Below are 15,689 nucleotides of genomic sequence, written 5' to 3' on the forward strand. Positions count from 1 at the left end.
GCTCAGCCGCGCGGGGCCGTGTTGCGCAGCGCGTGCCGAATGGTCGACAAGCCCCGCAACAAATGCGCATCGAGCTCTTCGAGCATCGCGTTGAGGTTGTTGCCGATGGCCAGCTCGAGGAACAGGTGGTGGTTCTCCGCGAAGTCGGGCTTGGGCGCGTGGGTCAGGCGGCACACCGCAAAGCCGAGCTGGATCTTCTGCGTCATCTGGCGCCAGACGTCGAGCAGCAGCTGATTGCCGCAGCGCTCGTAGACCAGGCCGTGGAAGTGGGCCTCCGCCGCGCTCTCGCGATGAAGCTCGCTGCTGGAAGCCGCTTCGGCCAATGCCTCGTAGCGCGCGGTCATCTCGGCGCGAAAGGCTTCGTCGCGCTGCGGCCACAAGCGGATGAACGCCTGCCTTTCCATGATGCGGCGCACTTCGTACACGTCGCTCATGGTCTCTTCGCTGATGTCCGTCACGTAGGTGCCGGCATAGGGCTTGTTCACGAGCAGGCCGGTTTCGATGAGCTCGCGGATCGCCTCGCGCAGCAGGCCGCGGCTGACGCCGAACTGCATTGCGAAGTGGCTCTCGACCAGCTGCGTGCCGGGCGCGATCTTCCCGGTGAGGATGGCGTCGCGCAGGGTCTGCGCCACGTAGTCGCGCCGCGTGGCCGAGGGAGCGGGTGCGAAATCGGGAAGGGTTTTCATCGCGGCGGGTCAGATGTCGGGGGCGTGGGCGGTGGGCGTCAATGGCTGCGCAAGGCAAGGCGTTTTTCGAGGCGGCTCGCCGCATAGGCGCCAGGGTAGATGAGCACGAAGTACACCACGGCCACGGCCGTCAGGATTTCCAGCGGCCGGTAGTAGGCGGCGCTCAGCGCGCGGCCCTGGTACATGAGCTCGTGCACCGCGATGACGGACGCGATGGATGTGTTCTTCGCCAGCTCGATGCCGCGGTTGGTGAAGGCCGGCAGCATGCGCTTGAGCACCTGCGGCAGCACCACGCGGCGCAGCACCTGCGTGCGCCGCATGCCCAGGGCGCGCGCGCCCTCCCACTGGCCCGCCGGCAGCGAGGCGATGCCGCCGCGGAATATCTCCGAGCAGTAGGCCGATGCGTTGAGCGAGAGCGCCAAGAGCGCCGCCACGTAGGGCGTGAGCTGCCAGCCCGTGAGGATCGGGAATGCGTAGAAGAACCACACCAGCTGGATCAGGATCGGGATGTTGCGGAACAGCTCCATGTAGCCGCGCGTCGCGGTGCCCACGAGGCGGCTTTTCGACCGCGCACCGAGCGCGATCAGGAGGCCGATCGCCATGGCCGAGGGAAAGGCAATGGCCCACAGCCCGGCCGTGACGCCCACGCCCTTGAGCAGCACGGGCCAGTGCAGCAGCACGGCCGAGAAGTCCCAGGTGAAGTCCATCGTCAGTGTCCTGCAGCGCGGGTGGAAATGGCCAGGCGATGCTCGGCCATGCGCGCGAGCAGGCTCAGCGAGAACAGCGCCAGAAAGAAGATGGCCGCGACCACCGTGTACACCTCCAGCGGGCGGAAAGTGATCGAGTTGACCTGCATGGCCTGGTAGAGCAGGTCGGAGTAGGCCAGCGTGGAGGCCAGCGCGGTGGTCTTGATGAGTTCGAACGAACGCTCGATGAACGGCGGCAGCATGCGCGCGAGCGCCTGCGGCAGCACCACCCGGCGCAAGGCCTGGTGCGAGCGCATGCCGATGGCGCGCGCCGCTTCCCACTGCCCGCGCTCGATCGACACCAGGCCGCCGCGGAACACCTCGGCGAAGAACGCGCCCGACTGCGTCGACAGCGCGATGACCGCTGCCGCGTAAGGGTCGAGGCTCACGCCGATGAGCACCGGCAATGCGTAGAAGGCCCAGAAGAAGTGCACCAGCGGCGGCGTGTTGCGATAGAACTCGATGATCCACAGCGCGGGCCTGGCGAGCCACGCCCTGCCCGACAGCCGAAGGGCCGCGAGCACAACGCCGAACACCACGCCCAGCGCGATGGCGACGGCAGCGATCTTCATCGTGCCGACGAAGCCCGCGAGCAGCATGTCGCGGTGCGCCCAGACGCCGCTGAAGTCCCAGTCGTAGTTCATGTGCGCTCGCCCGGCCAGTTCGATCCGCTCGGGCTACTGGCCGAGCGTTTCCTTCATCACGCCGGGCACGGTGGCCGGGTCGATGCCCTTGGTCTTGAGGTACTGGCCGTACAGTGCCTGCGTCTGGCCCGAGGCGTAGAGCTTGCCGATCAAGCCGTCGAGCTGGTTGCGAAAGCCGGCGTCGGCCTCGCGGCGGATGCCTACGCTGGTCGGCAGCGCAACCACCGGCTGCGGCACCTGCACCTTGCCCTTGCGGATCTTCGAATACGCGATGACCAGCGCCGGGTGGTAGAAGCCGATCGCGTCGACGCGGCCCGACATGAAGGCCGCCACGGTTTCGTCGGTGTTGGTGAAGCGTTCGATCTTCGCCTTCGGCAGGCGCGTGGTCAGGTCGCGGTCGGTCGCCGTGCCGAGCGCCACGCCGATGCGCACTTCGGGCTTGTCGAGGTCGGCCCAGTTCTTTGCAACAAGGCCGTCCTTCGCGAGCACGCCCTGCGCATACCAGAGCAGAGGGCTGGCCGGAAAGTCGATCGCCTTCTTGCGCTCTTCCGTGGCGTCGAGCACGAACATGGCATCGATCTGCCCGGCCTGCAGCGCCGCCACGCTGTTGCCCCAGGTGGTCTCGACCGGCGTCATCTTCACGCCCATCTCCTTGGCGACCTGTTCGCCGAGCAGCACGCCGAGCCCGGTCCAGGTGCCCGAGGCAGGATCGCGGAAGTACCACGGGTCGCCGGGCGCGACGCCGATGCGCAGCTCGCCGCTCTGCTTGATCTTCTGCAGCGTGTTGGTCTGCGCGCCGGCGGCGAGGCTGCCGAGCGTCAGGGAGGCGGCGAGCGCAAGAGCGACGGTACGGCGCAGGCGCCGGAAGGGAGTTGTGGCGTTCATGGGATGGGCTTTCCGTGGACTGGAGTTGAAGGGAGCAGGCGGTGTGGCGGTGTTCAGGCGGCCGCGGGCAATGCGCCGTGGGCCTCGTTTGCGCTCGTGATATAGGCGCGGTAGAGCGCGTCGAGGCGCTGCGTGAGTGGGCCGAGCGGCACCAGCGCGCGGCCGTCGACCGATGACACAGGCGTGAGGCCGGCCAGCGTGCCGGTGACGAAGGCTTCGTCGGCCGCGTAGACCTCGGCCAGCGTGAAGTCGCCTTCGTGCACCGGGATACCCGCCTCGCGTGCGAGCCGCACCACGGTGGCGCGCGTGATGCCGTTGAAGCAGTAGCGCCCCGACGAGGTCCACAGCGCGCCGTGGCGCACCACGAAGAAGTTGGTGGAGTTGCAGCTCGAGACGAAGCCGTTCGGATCGAGCATCAGCGCCTCGTCCGCGCCGGCCTGGATGGCCTGGATCAGGGCCTGGATCAGGTTGAGACGGCTGTGCGAATTGAGCCGCAGGTCGAACACGTCCGGCCCACTGCAGCGCAAGGTCGAGGTGAAGAGCTTCAGTCCGTTGCGCTTGGCGTCCGGCGTGACCACCTTGTGCTCGGCCACGCAGACCACGGTGGCGCTGCCGATGATGAAGCGCGGGTCCTGGTTGGGCGTCTTCTTGACGCCGCGCGTGACCATGAGCCGCGCGTGCGCGCCGTCGCGCATGCCGTTGCGCAGGAAGGTGTCGACCACGACCTGCTTCGTCTGCGCCCGGGTCATGCCGAGGTCCAGCGAGATCGACTTCGCGCCCTCGTACATGCGGTCGATGTGGGCGTCGAAGGACACGATGCGGCCGTCGACCAGGCGCAGGCCTTCCCACACGCCGTCGCCGCACACGTAGCCGGCGTCGAACACCGACACCACCGCCTGGTGGCGCGGCACGAACTGCCCGTTCACGTAGACGAGCACTTCGTCGTTGCGTGCATCGGGGGCGTAGGCCTGGGAACTGGTCTTCGAAGGGGCGCTGTCGGCGGGCATGAATGAGAGTCCTGCTGTGATTCGCGTGGAAGTCAGAAATGGAAGGCGGTGAAGCGCTCGATGAAGCGCTGCGTGCGCTCCTGCTTCGGGTGCTTGAGCACCTCGTCGGGCGTGCCGCTTTCGTGCAGCAGTCCGTCGGCGAGGAACACCACCTTGTTGGCGAAGTGGTAGGCAAAGCCGAGCTCGTGCGTCACGAGCAGCATGGTCCGGCCCTCGTCCGCCAGCGCGCGGATGGTGCCGAGCACCTCGCCGACCAGTTCGGGGTCGAGCGAGGAGGTCGGCTCGTCGAACAGCAGCACCTCGGGTTCCATCGCCAGCGCCCGGGCGATGGCGACGCGCTGCTGCTGGCCGCCGGACAGGTGGCCCGGGTAGGCGGATGTCTTTTCCGCCAGGCCCACCTTGGCGATTTCGGCCATGGCGCGCTCGCTGGCCTGCGCCGCGGGCAGGCGCTTGACGGTCACCAGACCCTCCATGACGTTCTGCAGCACCGTCATGTGCGGGAACAGGTTGAACTGCTGGAACACCATGCCGACCTGCTTGCGCACCTCGCTGAGTTCGCTTTCGCCGTAGCGCAGGGTGTCGGAACCCGCCACGGGCCGGCCCACGGCGCGCCCCTTGAGGACCACCTGTCCGGCAGAGGGCGTTTCCATGAAATTGAGGCAGCGCAACAGCGTGCTCTTGCCCGAGCCGCTCGAACCGATGATGGCGATGCGGTCGCCGGGCAGCACGTCGAGGTCGATGCCGCGCAGCACATGGTGGCTGCCGTAGCGCTTGTGCAGGGCCTGGATGCGGAGAACGGGCGGGGCGGCTGTCATGGAATGGGATGTTATTGATTGTCGGACAATCGACAATCGGGAGTTGTACCATCTATGCAAAGTCCGTGCCACGTGTATCGCGGGGGCGCTCGTCAGCCGCGGCACGGCCGGTTCGCCCCTGCGGGAGAATCGCCCCCCATGAAAATCGAAAAAGACACAGTCGTCACCCTCAAGTACAAGGTCGCCGACGCCCAGGGCAAGCTCATCGAAGCCAGCCCCGAGCCGATGGCCTACCTGCATGGCGGCTACGAGAACACGCTGCCCAAGATCGAGGAAGCGCTCGATGGCAAGGAAAAAGGCTTCCAGGCCACGCTGAACCTCGCCCCTGAAGACGCCTTCGGCCTGCGCGACGAGTCGCTGGTGCGCAGCATCCCCAAGGCCGACTTTCCGCCGGGCGTGAAGGTGGGCGGGCAACTCGAGGGACGGCTCGACGATGGCACCGAACACCTCTTCACCGTGATGAAGATCAAGGGGCCGGTCGTGCTGCTCGACGGCAACCATCCATGGGCCGGCAAGGCCTTGAAGTTCAGCCTCCAGGTGACGGACGTGCGCGCGGCGCTGCCGGTGGAGATCGAGCATCGGCATGTGCATGGGGCGCACGGGCACCACCACTGAACGGTCGCGTTCTGCTGCTTAGTTTTTCTTCTTCTTCCAGAACCGCGGCGCCTTCCCGATCCTGCCCAGCGCCTTGCGGCACGCCTTCGCGCCGGCCGCATGGCGCGCGCTGAACCAGCCAACGGCAAACCATGCGCGCGCATCGCGACCGGTGGCGTCCCGGTAGAGCGCGAGCGCCACGGCTTCGTCGTTGAATTCGCCGAGTGCGTCCTGCGCGGGGCGCAGGCGCTTCAGGTAGCGCCCGGCGTCCCCCTCGGCAGCAAACAACGGCACCACGAATTCGGCAAGGTAGCGCAGCCGTTTGAGCCGCTTGCGGGTGCGGTGCTGGTCTTCGGGGGCCAGGGATTCGAAGCGCCGGCCGTCGCGCACGGTCTGCCGGTGCAGGCGCTGCAGCTGCTTGCGCAGGAGGCGGTGCGCATCGCCGGCGTTCAGCGGCGCTGATTCTGGCGCGGCTTCTCCCGCAATGTCGCCGGGTTTTGCTGGCGTCGCCGCGGTGAAACCGATCAGCGAAACCAGCGCCGACTGGAATGCCGGCGCACGCACGACTTCGCCGGGTGAAAGCGGCGCATCGGCCCCCGCTTCATCGCCGGCCAGCGGATCGAACTCCGGCGCGCCCGCATCGCGCAGTTGCGGCTGCGCCAGCTTCACGATCTGCTCGCGGTCGCGCAGCGCGCCGAGCGCGCGGAAAGCCTCGACCAGCGGCGGCTCCCACTGGGCCGCATCGAAACCTCCGCTGCCCGCATCGAGCGGCCCGAGTTCGCGCAGCGCTGTGCGCAGGCGCCGGATGCCGATGCGCAGCTGGTGGATCTGTTCTTCATCGGTGCTGCCCGCGGCGAGCTCGCTCGCGTTGGGCAGCATCTGGGCCAGGCACGATGCGACCACGGCCTGCTGGATGGCGCGGCCGTCGAGTCGGTCTTTCCTTTCGGCAAAGCGCGGCGCCGCGGCCCTGACGGCCGGCACCGTGTCCAGCTTCGCCAGCAGGCGCGCGCCGCGCTCGGCCTTGGACACGGTGCTGAACCACAGGCCGTGCTGCTGCGACCAGCGGCGCGCCAGCGTGACGAGGCCCTGCACCTCGCCGCGCTTGAGTTCGAGCTCCAGCTCGCACACCGGCGATTCACGCTCGTCCGGCGTGCCCGCATGGGCGATGACCTTGCCGACATCGAGCGCCAGCTCCACCACGGCCGCACCGACGCCCGTGGTGCGCACGTCGCGCGTGAGCCGCACGATGTCGGTGGACTGGCGTTCGACCAGCGGCGCGCCGCTCGCGGCCAGCACCTGCGCAAGCCGCTCGCCCACTGGCGTGCCCTGGTGGCGCTGCGGGTCGATGGCCGGGGCCGCGCTACCCGCCGCTGCGCCAAGGTCGACGTTGTGTTCCAGCCGGTGCAGTGCGTTGTCGCCGGTGGCCTTGACGGTCTGCACCCAGCGCCGCCCCTCCTTGCGCAGGCGCAGCACGATGCCCTGGGCGGCCAGCGCCTGGTCGGCGGTGTCGAAGTAGCGCGCCTGCAGGCGGGTGCGCACCACGCTGCCGCGCCGCAGGGCGGCCTCGACGGCTTTCAGCCGCTGCGCGGGAACATGAAACTTGAACTCGATTTCCATGGCGGCCATGATGCCCGGTCTTTTTCATCGCGCAGCCGGCGCTTCGCCTGCCGCTGCGGCATCAAGAAAGAAAGGCTCGCCATGGCCACGCCCCTCGACCCCACCACCCTCCTGGCCGCCGGAGCCGCACAGTCGGCCAAGGCACTGGCCGCCAAACAGGTGAGCGCGGTTGAATTGTGCGAAGCCGCCATCGCCCGCATCGTGGCGCTCGATGGCAGGCTCAACGCGGTGGTGGTGCGCGACTTCGATCGCGCGCGCCGCCAGGCCGCCGAAGCCGATGCGGCCTTCGCGCGCGGCGAGCGCCGGCCGCTGCTGGGCGTGCCGATGACGGTGAAGGAAGCCTTCAACGTCGCCGGCCTGCCGACCAGCTGGGGCCTGCCGCCGTTCCGCGATTTCGTGCCGCGGCAGGACGCCGTGGCCGTGGCGCGCCTCAAGGCGGCAGGCGCGGTGATTCTCGGCAAGACCAACGTGCCGTCGGCGCTGGCCGACTGGCAGTGCGCCAATCCGGTGTACGGCCGCACGGTGCACCCGCTCGACGCCAGGCGCACGCCGGGCGGCTCGTCGGGCGGCGGCGCGGTGGCGGTGGCCACCGGCATGGTGGCGCTGGAACTGGGCAGCGACCTGACGGGCTCGCTGCGCGTTCCCGCGAGCTTTTGCGGCGTGTACGCGCACAAGCCGAGCCATGGCCTGCTGCCGACGCGCGGCTTTGCGTTTCCGGGCACCGAGGAGGCGCTGGCGGCGCTGCCCTCGGTGATCGGGCCGATCGGCCATTGCGCGGACGACCTTTCGCTGGCGCTCGATGTGCTGGCCGGGCCCGATGCGGCCCACGTGGCGCAAGGCCGCCTCATGCTGCCGGCGGCGCGCCATGCGGCGGCGAAGGACTGGCGCGTGCTGGTGGTCAGCTCGCATCCGCAGGCCGCGGTGGCGGCCGACGTGCGCGCCGCCGTCGAAGGCGCCGGGCAGCGGCTGGCGAAGGCCGGGGCCTCGGTGGCCCGTGCCTCGGACCTGCTGCCCGATCTGGCCGAGGTCGGCGACACCTACGGACGGATCGTGCAGACCGTGCTCGCGCATGCCGAGCCCGACGGCCGTTCGCCGATGCAGCTACGCACCTGGTTCGACCTGCTGGCCACGCGCACGCGCATCCGTGCGCAGCTGCGCACGCTGTTCATGCAGTTCGACGCCGTGCTGTGCCCGGCGGCCGGTTGCGCGGCCTTCGAGCACATGAGCGAGCCTGATTGGAAGAAGCGTGTACTCACCATCGACGGAAAGCCCACGCCCTATGATGCACTGGCTGCCTGGTCCAGCCTTGCGAGCCTCGGCGGACTGCCCGCCACGGTCGCCCCCGCAGGCTTCACAGCCGACGGATTGCCGCTGGGCGTACAGATCGTCGGTCCGTATTTCGAGGACCGCAGCACCCTCGCCCTGGCCGGGCTGCTGGCAAGGAATGCTGCCCCCGGGGAACAAACTGGTGGAGCAGAAGACACCTAAGTCGTTGATCCGCTGCGACTGCCAGAAGCGGCAACTACGCAAGTGCGGGACATCGAGCCCGCACTACCCCTCGGAGGCGGCCCATCTGTTGGCACAGACCTCCGCCAGCGCCTTGAATACGTCCGGCGTACGTTCCAAACGAGCAATTGTTCGCGCGCCTTCGAGAGCAGCAACCAACCCAGCGGCTGTAGAAGATGCACGCTCAGGTGTGAATCCGCATGCCTTGAAATGCTCCGCAACTATCGCCGTTGAATCAACAAACCCGCGCGCCACCCGTTGGGTCAGATCAGCGTCGAGCGAGGGCAGCTCATTCGCCAAATTTTGCATCAGACACCCATATTGGAAATCTGTGGCGACCATTTCAGCCGCAAACGTGCTGAAAAGCTGTTGCACAAACTTCAACGCATCGCCCGCTGTATTCGCGGAAATCTTGCGCAATACGTCAATTCTTCTCGCAACGTAACGGTCGATCGCTTCTTCTGCAAGCTGCGTCTTGCCTCGCGGAAAGTGAAAGTAGAACGACCCTTTAGGTGCTCCGCTTTCTTTAAGGATCTGAATTAAACCGGTCGCTGTGAAGCCCTGGATCCGAAAAAGCCGTTCGGCCGTGGCAATCGCCCGATCACGGGCGTCGGATGTACGTGGCATCTGATGAACATATCACGCATCGCTTGACGGGACTATGGCAAACGCCATACTATGGCGATCGCCATACAACAGGTCTGGCATCGCTGTTCACAAAACCTAAGCTACGAAGGTATGTTCATCATGGGTCACCCACAAAACTTCCAGTTGCCGACGTCTCGAAGAGCCGTCCTGGCGATGGGCGCTGCCGGTTTGGTTGCGGCTTCGCTACCCACTGCCCGAGCCGGCAACTTGGACGGGATGCAATCGACAGCATCAACCTATGGCGGGGGAACACTTCCCGGCGGCGTCCGCTCGCGCATGATCCACGGAGTCAACGGCCTCGACGTCCATATCCTCGAAGGCGGATATGAAAGCCCAGGCCGACCCCTCGCGCTGCTTTTGCACGGCTTTCCAGACCTGGCTTACGGCTGGCGACATCTGATCCCGATGCTGGCCGACGCCGGATACCATGTGGTGGCTCCCGACCTGCGCGGCTTTGGCCGTACCACTGGCTGGGTGAACGGCTTTGACACCCCACTTGCACCGTTCAGCCTTTTGAATATGACGCGCGATGCGCTCGGGCTTGTTTCCGCACTGGGTTATCGGCAAACGGCGATGCTCGTTGGGCACGACTTTGGCTCGCCTGTGGCAGCATTTTGCGCACTGGCTCGACCGGACGTCTTCAGCTCGGTGGTGCTGATGAGCGCACCTTTCCCGGGTGCTCCAGCGTTTCCGTTCAATACAGCTGACAGTCAACCAGCACCAGTTCAACCGACAAACGAAAGTCTCAAGCTTGCAGCAGCACTGGCGGCCCTTGATCCGCCGCGAGTGTCCTATTTACAGTACCTGAGTTCTCGTGCCGCGAACAACGACATGTGGCACCCCCCGGAAGGACTACATGCCTTTCTTCGTGCATTTTTCTACGTCAAGAGCGGTGACTGGCCAGGAAATAAGCCGCATCGGCTGAAAGCGCGAACCGCCACAGAATTTGCGCAAATGCCAACGTACTACGTCATGGAACTTGGCAAAACGATGCCGCAGACGGTCGCTCCTTTCCAACCCTCTGCCGCAGAAATCTTGGCTGGCAAATGGCTCACCGAGCCGGAACTTGCGGTATATACGGACGAGTATGGCCGCACCGGGTTCCAAGGCGCCCTGCAAACCTATCGGGTCTATTCCGATCCTGATCTGAACGCTGAACTCCGCCTGTTTTCGGGCAGGACCATCGATGTCCCATCGCTCTTCATAGGCGGAACGAAAGATTGGGCCACCTATTCGGCGCCGGGCTCGCTCGAGCTGATGAAGTCAAAGGCGACAACGAGAATGGGTGACATCGAGTTGATCGAAGGCGCCGGACATTGGATACAACAGGAGCAGCCGGGTCGGCTTAGCAGCCTCCTGCTCGCCTTCATGAAGGATCTGGGCGGGGCGAATCGGATTGCTGGCTAGGTTGAGGGCCGCTTCCGTTGCGCTGGGTCAGGGAACCACACCCCCTGGCTTGAGGACGCCACGACTTAATTCCCCGTAAGGCAAATGCGGCCTGAAAGAATAATGTGGACGCCGTCCATTTTCTTTGGTATCAACCTCCATCCACCCTTCACCGAAACAGGAAGACAACCATGGCCAACAAGCAGATCTTCGTGAACCTCGCCGTCAAGAACCTCGACAAGTCCAAGGCGTTCTTTGCCGCGCTGGGCTACACCTTCAACGAGAAGTTCACCGACGCCAACGCCGCCTGCATGGTGATCCAGGAAGGCAGCATCCACGCCATGCTGCTGGCCGAAGACTTCTTCAAGACCTTCACGAGCAAGAGCCTTGCCGACACCAGCAAGAGCACCGAGGTGCTGCTGTGCCTCTCGTGCGAAAGCCGCGCCGAGGTCGACGAAATGGTGGCCAAGGCGGTGGCCGCGGGCGGCACGGTGCCGCGCGAGCCGCAGGACTACGGCTTCATGTACGGCCACGGCTTCCAGGACATCGACGGCCACCTGTGGGAGCTGATGCACATGGACCCGAACGTCGAAGTGACCCATCAGAACGCGTGATGCCGCGCCGCTGAAGCACAAGAACGATGCCCATCGTTCCATATGCGTTCCTCACTGTTGCGCGGAAGGCACCTTCCTTGAAGCGAGTTCGCCCCGATATTCCTGGGAACAGCGCCGCCGCAAATTCGGCCGCGGCGCGCCCAACCGAAAGGAATACCGAGGTGTCCAGCAACAGCATCGACAACAACAGCAGCATCGAGGAAGGCCGCAGCCCCGTGCTGCAGGTGAGCCCGCTCGGCTTCCCGTGGCAGACGATCGACCCGTTCCTGTTCTGCGTCTATCACGACGACGCCTATCCGAAGGCCAACGCGCAGATGGGGCCCGAGGCCTCGCTGGCGGGCCGCCAGCTCGGCCAGGACTTCAGCCGCAAGGACGGCTGGAGCATGTACCACGGCGACACGGTGCCGGGCTTTCCCTCGCATCCGCATCGCGGTTTCGAGACGGTGACCATCGTGCGCAAGGGGCTGGTCGACCATTCCGATTCGCTGGGTGCCACCGCGCGCTTCGGCGGCGGTGACGTGCAGTGGCTCACGGCCGGCAAGGGCATCGTGCATTCGGAGATGTTTCCGCTGCTCGATACCAACGCGCCGAATCCGCTGGAGCTGTTCCAGATCTGGCTCAACCTGCCGGCCGGAAGCAAGATGGCCGAGCCGCACTTCACGATGTTCTGGTCGGAGGCCATTCCGCGCTTCGCCTCCGACGATGCGGCTGGCGGCCGCACCGAGGTTGCGGTGATCGCGGGCCGGTTCGGCGGCACTGCCGCGGACGGCGGACCGGCGCCGATCCACCCGCTGTCGCCGCCGCCTGATTCATGGGCCGCGCAGGCCGATGCCGACGTGGCGATCTGGACCCTCAAGATGACGCCCGGCGCGCAATGGACGCTGCCTGCCGCCGCGGGCGATGGCACGCGGCGCATGCTGTATTTCTTCAAGGGCGCCACTGCCTTCGTTGCGGGCCGGCGCGTGGAAGGCCCGGCCGCCATCGAGCTGCGCGCCGACACGGCCGTCGAACTGCGCAATGGCGATGAAGAGCCGAGCGAATTCCTGCTGCTGCAGGGACGCCCCATTGCCGAGCCGGTGGCGCAATACGGTCCGTTCGTGATGAACACGCAGGCCGAGATCAGCCAGGCGCTGGCCGACTACCGCCGCACGCAGTTCGGCGGCTGGCCCTTTGGCGATCCGGCGCCGGTGCACCGCCGCGATGCCGCGCGCTTTGCGCGGCACCCCGGCGGGCGAGAGGAAATTCCGGAGGCCTGAGACACGCGGCCTCCAGGCTTCAAAGCACCTTGAGGATCTCGGTCGCGGGCGCCGTCATGCTGGGCACGAACTCGATCACGTGCGTGCTTGCCGCGCCGCTCTGCACGAACGGATCGCGTGCCAGCACCGCCTCTAGCTCTGCCCGGTCGCCCGAGCGCGCAAAGATCACGCCGCCCTTGCGCGGCACCTGCCGGCCCGAGGCCAGGAACAGTCCGCTCTGGTAGTGCTTTCGTAGCCACGCCATGTGTCCGTCCATCAGCACATCGAGCTCTTCAAGCGGACGGATGTAGGTGAGAGTGACGATGAACATGAGCGAAGCGGCAGGTGAATCGGGAAGCCCCGATCCTATGGCCTGGAACCCGGGCATTCCATGACCAGAAGTAACGGAGTGATCCAGGTTTTACGGCTTTCTGCTACCGTCTTTTTCGTTGCCTTCAACCGCAAAGGAGAGTTGCTCATGCCGCTTCGCTCGCCACGTCTTTTGCCGCCCAGCTTCGTACCGCCGTACCTGCTGGACCGGCTGGCGGAACGCGCCAGTGCGCATGCCAGCGCAAGGGCGGCGCAGACGCTGATGATCGACCGCCAGCACCGCGGCCTGCGCGAGGCGGCGGCGGTGCGGGGCGTGTCGTCCGGCCCCGCGCCGCGCTATGTGCGGCGCGGCTCGCCCACGCGCGCCATCCACGACGCGGAGCACACCATGACGCTGCCCGGCAGGCTGGTGCGCGCCGAAGCGCAGGCCGCCACCGGCGACATCGCCGCCGACGAAGCCTACGACTACCTGGGCGCAACCTACCGCCTGTACCACGACATCTACGAGCGCGATTCCATCGACGGCGCGGGCCTGCCGCTCACCGGCAGCGTGCACTACGGCAACGACTACGACAACGCCTTCTGGAACGGCCGGCAGATGGTGTTCGGCGACGGCGACGGCGAGGTCATGAACCGCTTCACCATCGCGGTGGACATCATCGGCCACGAGCTCACGCACGGCGTGATCGACCATGAGTCGGGCCTGGTGTACGAGGGCCAGCCGGGCGCGCTCAACGAGTCGATCTGCGACGTGTTCGGCGCCCTGGTCAAGCAGCACCTGCTCAAGCAGACGGCGCAGCAGGCCGACTGGCTGGTGGGCGCGGGGCTCTTCACCGACAAGGTGAAGGCCCGCGCGCTGCGCTCGATGGCCGAGCCCGGCACGGCCTACGACGACCCGGTGCTCGGCAAGGATCCGCAGCCTGCCCACATGAAAGACTTTGTGGTCACACGGCAGGACAATGGCGGCGTGCACATCAATTCCGGCATTCCGAACCGCGCCTTCCATCTCGCTGCCACGGCCATCCCCGGCCCGGCATGGGAGACGGCCGGCCGCGTCTGGTACGACACGGTGTGCGACCGGCGGCTGCGCCAGGATGCCGACTTCCTGGCCTTCGCCCAGCTGAGCGCGGAGAATGCGGCCAAGCGCTTCGGCGCCGACAGCGCGGCACACAAGGCCGTGGGCGCCGCATGGAACACCGTGGGAGTCTCAGCATCATGATTCAGCTTCCGCCCCTGGACCAGGCTTCCGTCGTGCGCGTGACGCGCGAGGGCGGCGTGGCCTACGTGCCGGGCCTTTCGCGCCCGCGCAGCTACCAGCTGGGCAACTGCAGCGAAGAACTGCGCCAGCGGATCGGCGAGGCATTGCAAAGCGCCGCACCGCACGCCGGGCAGCGCAGCGGCCCCGGCTCGCCGGGCGGCGACCAGCGCTTCTACCGCGTGGAGGTGGTGGTGGAAAGTGCCACCACCCGTTCGGGCTCTTCGGTCAGCTTCGAGGTGCCCGAGAACGAGGCGCCCGAGGCGCTGGTGCACCTCTGGAAAGACGCGGCCGAGCGCTGAGGCAGGCGCGGTGCGGCTTCTTCGAATCAAAGGCCGCCGAAAACCGTCGACGCCACCAGCCACACGTTGGCCGAGCTGATCACGCCGAACAGCCCCCATGCCAGCAGCTTGACCACGGTGCCGTTGGCAAAGCCGCCCATCAGCGCGCGGCTGCTCGTGAAGCGGATCAGCGGCCACATCGCGAACGGCAGCTGAAAACTCAGCACCACCTGGCTCAGCACCAGCATCCTGCCCACGCCGCCATCGCCGAACCACCAGACACCGAAGAATGCCGGCCCGAGCGCCAGCCCCCGCGTGATCAGGCGGCGCTGCCAGCACGGGATCTTCAGGTCGAGGAACCCTTCCATGATGATCTGGCCCGCGATGGTGCCGGTGAAGGTCGAACTCTGGCCCGAGGCCAGGAGCGCAATGCCGAACAGCGTGGCGGCGAACGCGCTGCCCACGATAGGCTCGATGAGCCGGTAGGCGTCGTCGATCTCGGTCACTTCCACATGGCCCGTGCTGTGGAAGGCGCTGGCCGCCAGCACCATGATGGCCGCGTTGACCAGGAGCGCGAGCGACAGCGAGAACACCGCGTCGAAGGTGCAGAAGCGCACCGCCTCGCGCCGCGCCGCATCGCTGTCGGCCACCAGCCGGGTCTGCACGATGGACGAATGCAGGTACAGGTTGTGCGGCATCACGGTGGCGCCGACCACGCCGATCGCAAGGTAGAGCGCGCCAGGCTGCTGCAGCCGCTCGAAGCTGGGCGCAAAGCCCATCGCCACGCCGAACCAGTTGGGCTGCGACATCGCGAGCTCCACCACGAAGCAGCCCGCGATGGTGCCCACCAGCCCGAGCACGATGGCCTCGACGCGCCGGAAGCCCGCGCCTTGGAGCCCCAGCACGAGCAGCGTGTCGAATGCCGTGATCGCAATGCCGACCGGAATCGAGACGCCGAACAGCAGGTGCAATGCGAGCGCGCTGCCCAGCACCTCGGCCAGGTCGCAGGCCACGATGGCCAGCTCCGCGCCCAGCCACAGGAAGCGGCTCGCGCGCGGCGAATAGTGCTCGCGGCAGGCGCGCGCGAGGTCTTTCTGCGCCACCAGCCCGAGCCGCACGCACAGCGTCTGCAGCAGCATCGCCGCCAGGCTCGCGAGCAGCACCACGAAGAGCAGGCCATAGCCGAAGCGCGAGCCGGCCTCGATGTCGGTCGCCCAGTTGCCCGGGTCCATGTAGCCCACCGAGACCAGCAGGCCAGGGCCCGCGTAGCGCAGCAGCTTCTTGCCGAAGGGCAGGTCCTGCGGGACCGCCACGCTGCCCTTGACTTCCGAAGGGCAGAACGGCGCGGTGGCCGTGCGGGGCAGGGGAAAGAACATGCGGGCGATGATAGGGTCGCGCGCGGGACCGCTGGCCGAGCGGCCAGTCTTTTAGATTCGACGG

17 protein-coding genes are annotated in these 15,689 nt (G+C 66.8%); 7 read left to right on the plus strand and 10 right to left on the minus strand.

Annotated features, from left to right (window positions below; all coding sequences use genetic code 11):
- Window positions 1-2: 2 nt before the first annotated feature.
- The 6 genes from QFZ47_RS12405 to QFZ47_RS12430 are packed head-to-tail and all read right to left on the minus strand — an operon-like array spanning window position 3 to window position 4,783.
- Window positions 3-686, minus strand: coding sequence for a GntR family transcriptional regulator (locus QFZ47_RS12405; RefSeq protein ID WP_307655911.1), 684 nt, complete (start codon window positions 684-686; stop codon window positions 3-5).
- A gap of 38 nt (window positions 687-724) precedes the next feature.
- Window positions 725-1,393 (minus strand): amino acid ABC transporter permease, encoded by a 669-nt coding sequence (locus QFZ47_RS12410; RefSeq protein WP_307655912.1) that lies wholly within the window; start codon window positions 1,391-1,393, stop codon window positions 725-727.
- 2 nt (window positions 1,394-1,395) lie between these two features.
- On the minus strand, window positions 1,396-2,076 hold the full coding sequence (locus QFZ47_RS12415; protein ID WP_307655913.1) for an amino acid ABC transporter permease: 681 nt from the start codon (window positions 2,074-2,076) through the stop codon (window positions 1,396-1,398).
- Between the two features lie 33 nt (window positions 2,077-2,109).
- The gene (locus QFZ47_RS12420) at window positions 2,110-2,961 is read right to left on the minus strand and encodes a transporter substrate-binding domain-containing protein (RefSeq protein WP_307655914.1); all 852 of its coding nucleotides are present in this window, start codon (window positions 2,959-2,961) and stop codon (window positions 2,110-2,112) included.
- Between the two features lie 53 nt (window positions 2,962-3,014).
- A complete protein-coding gene (locus QFZ47_RS12425) occupies window positions 3,015-3,968 on the minus strand; it encodes an aminotransferase class IV (RefSeq protein WP_307655915.1) in 954 nt (317 codons plus the stop codon).
- Between the two features lie 32 nt (window positions 3,969-4,000).
- On the minus strand, window positions 4,001-4,783 hold the full coding sequence (locus tag QFZ47_RS12430) for an amino acid ABC transporter ATP-binding protein (RefSeq protein ID WP_307655916.1): 783 nt from the start codon (window positions 4,781-4,783) through the stop codon (window positions 4,001-4,003).
- A 138-nt stretch (window positions 4,784-4,921) separates the two neighbouring features.
- Here QFZ47_RS12430 and QFZ47_RS12435 point away from each other — a divergent pair, with 138 nt between their 5' ends.
- Window positions 4,922-5,398 (plus strand): FKBP-type peptidyl-prolyl cis-trans isomerase, encoded by a 477-nt coding sequence (locus tag QFZ47_RS12435; protein WP_307655917.1) that lies wholly within the window; start codon window positions 4,922-4,924, stop codon window positions 5,396-5,398.
- 18 nt (window positions 5,399-5,416) lie between these two features.
- Here the strand turns inward: QFZ47_RS12435 and QFZ47_RS12440 are convergent, their stop codons facing one another.
- A complete protein-coding gene (locus QFZ47_RS12440; RefSeq protein ID WP_307655918.1) occupies window positions 5,417-7,003 on the minus strand; it encodes a CYTH and CHAD domain-containing protein in 1,587 nt (528 codons plus the stop codon).
- 72 nt (window positions 7,004-7,075) lie between these two features.
- Here QFZ47_RS12440 and QFZ47_RS12445 point away from each other — a divergent pair, with 72 nt between their 5' ends.
- Window positions 7,076-8,482: an amidase family protein gene (locus tag QFZ47_RS12445; protein WP_307655919.1), complete on the plus strand. Its 1,407-nt coding sequence runs from the start codon at window positions 7,076-7,078 to the stop codon at window positions 8,480-8,482.
- 63 nt (window positions 8,483-8,545) lie between these two features.
- Here QFZ47_RS12445 and QFZ47_RS12450 read toward each other — a convergent pair whose 3' ends face one another.
- Complete coding sequence (locus tag QFZ47_RS12450; RefSeq protein ID WP_307655920.1) at window positions 8,546-9,127, minus strand: TetR/AcrR family transcriptional regulator; 582 nt, start codon at window positions 9,125-9,127, stop codon at window positions 8,546-8,548.
- 297 nt (window positions 9,128-9,424) lie between these two features.
- On the opposite strand from QFZ47_RS12450, the gene QFZ47_RS12455 reads away from it, so the two are divergent.
- From QFZ47_RS12455 to QFZ47_RS12465, 3 genes are all read left to right on the plus strand, one after another.
- Window positions 9,425-10,555, plus strand: coding sequence for an alpha/beta fold hydrolase (locus QFZ47_RS12455; RefSeq protein ID WP_307658933.1), 1,131 nt, complete (start codon window positions 9,425-9,427; stop codon window positions 10,553-10,555).
- Between the two features lie 170 nt (window positions 10,556-10,725).
- Window positions 10,726-11,148: a VOC family protein gene (locus tag QFZ47_RS12460; RefSeq protein WP_307655921.1), complete on the plus strand. Its 423-nt coding sequence runs from the start codon at window positions 10,726-10,728 to the stop codon at window positions 11,146-11,148.
- A gap of 77 nt (window positions 11,149-11,225) precedes the next feature.
- The gene (locus QFZ47_RS12465; RefSeq protein WP_307655922.1) at window positions 11,226-12,404 is read left to right on the plus strand and encodes a pirin family protein; all 1,179 of its coding nucleotides are present in this window, start codon (window positions 11,226-11,228) and stop codon (window positions 12,402-12,404) included.
- 19 nt (window positions 12,405-12,423) lie between these two features.
- On the opposite strand, the gene QFZ47_RS12470 is transcribed toward QFZ47_RS12465, so the two are convergent.
- Entirely contained in the window at window positions 12,424-12,714 is a 291-nt protein-coding gene (locus QFZ47_RS12470; protein WP_307655923.1) for a YciI family protein, read from the minus strand.
- A gap of 147 nt (window positions 12,715-12,861) precedes the next feature.
- Here QFZ47_RS12470 and QFZ47_RS12475 point away from each other — a divergent pair, with 147 nt between their 5' ends.
- Together QFZ47_RS12475 and QFZ47_RS12480 are read left to right on the plus strand one after the other, a co-directional pair.
- Window positions 12,862-13,932 (plus strand): M4 family metallopeptidase, encoded by a 1,071-nt coding sequence (locus QFZ47_RS12475; RefSeq protein WP_307655924.1) that lies wholly within the window; start codon window positions 12,862-12,864, stop codon window positions 13,930-13,932.
- Complete coding sequence (locus tag QFZ47_RS12480) at window positions 13,929-14,270, plus strand: protealysin inhibitor emfourin (RefSeq protein WP_307655925.1); 342 nt, start codon at window positions 13,929-13,931, stop codon at window positions 14,268-14,270. Before QFZ47_RS12475 ends, QFZ47_RS12480 begins: the two co-directional genes overlap by 4 nt.
- 26 nt (window positions 14,271-14,296) lie before the next feature.
- Here QFZ47_RS12480 and QFZ47_RS12485 read toward each other — a convergent pair whose 3' ends face one another.
- Window positions 14,297-15,625 carry an Nramp family divalent metal transporter gene (locus tag QFZ47_RS12485; RefSeq protein WP_307655926.1) on the minus strand — a complete coding sequence of 443 codons (1,329 nt, stop codon included), beginning with the start codon at window positions 15,623-15,625 and terminating at the stop codon, window positions 14,297-14,299.
- Window positions 15,626-15,689: the final 64 nt, after the last annotated feature.

Origin of the sequence: Variovorax paradoxus (assembly GCF_030815975.1) — a bacterium.
GTDB lineage: Bacteria > Pseudomonadota > Gammaproteobacteria > Burkholderiales > Burkholderiaceae_C > Variovorax > Variovorax paradoxus_N.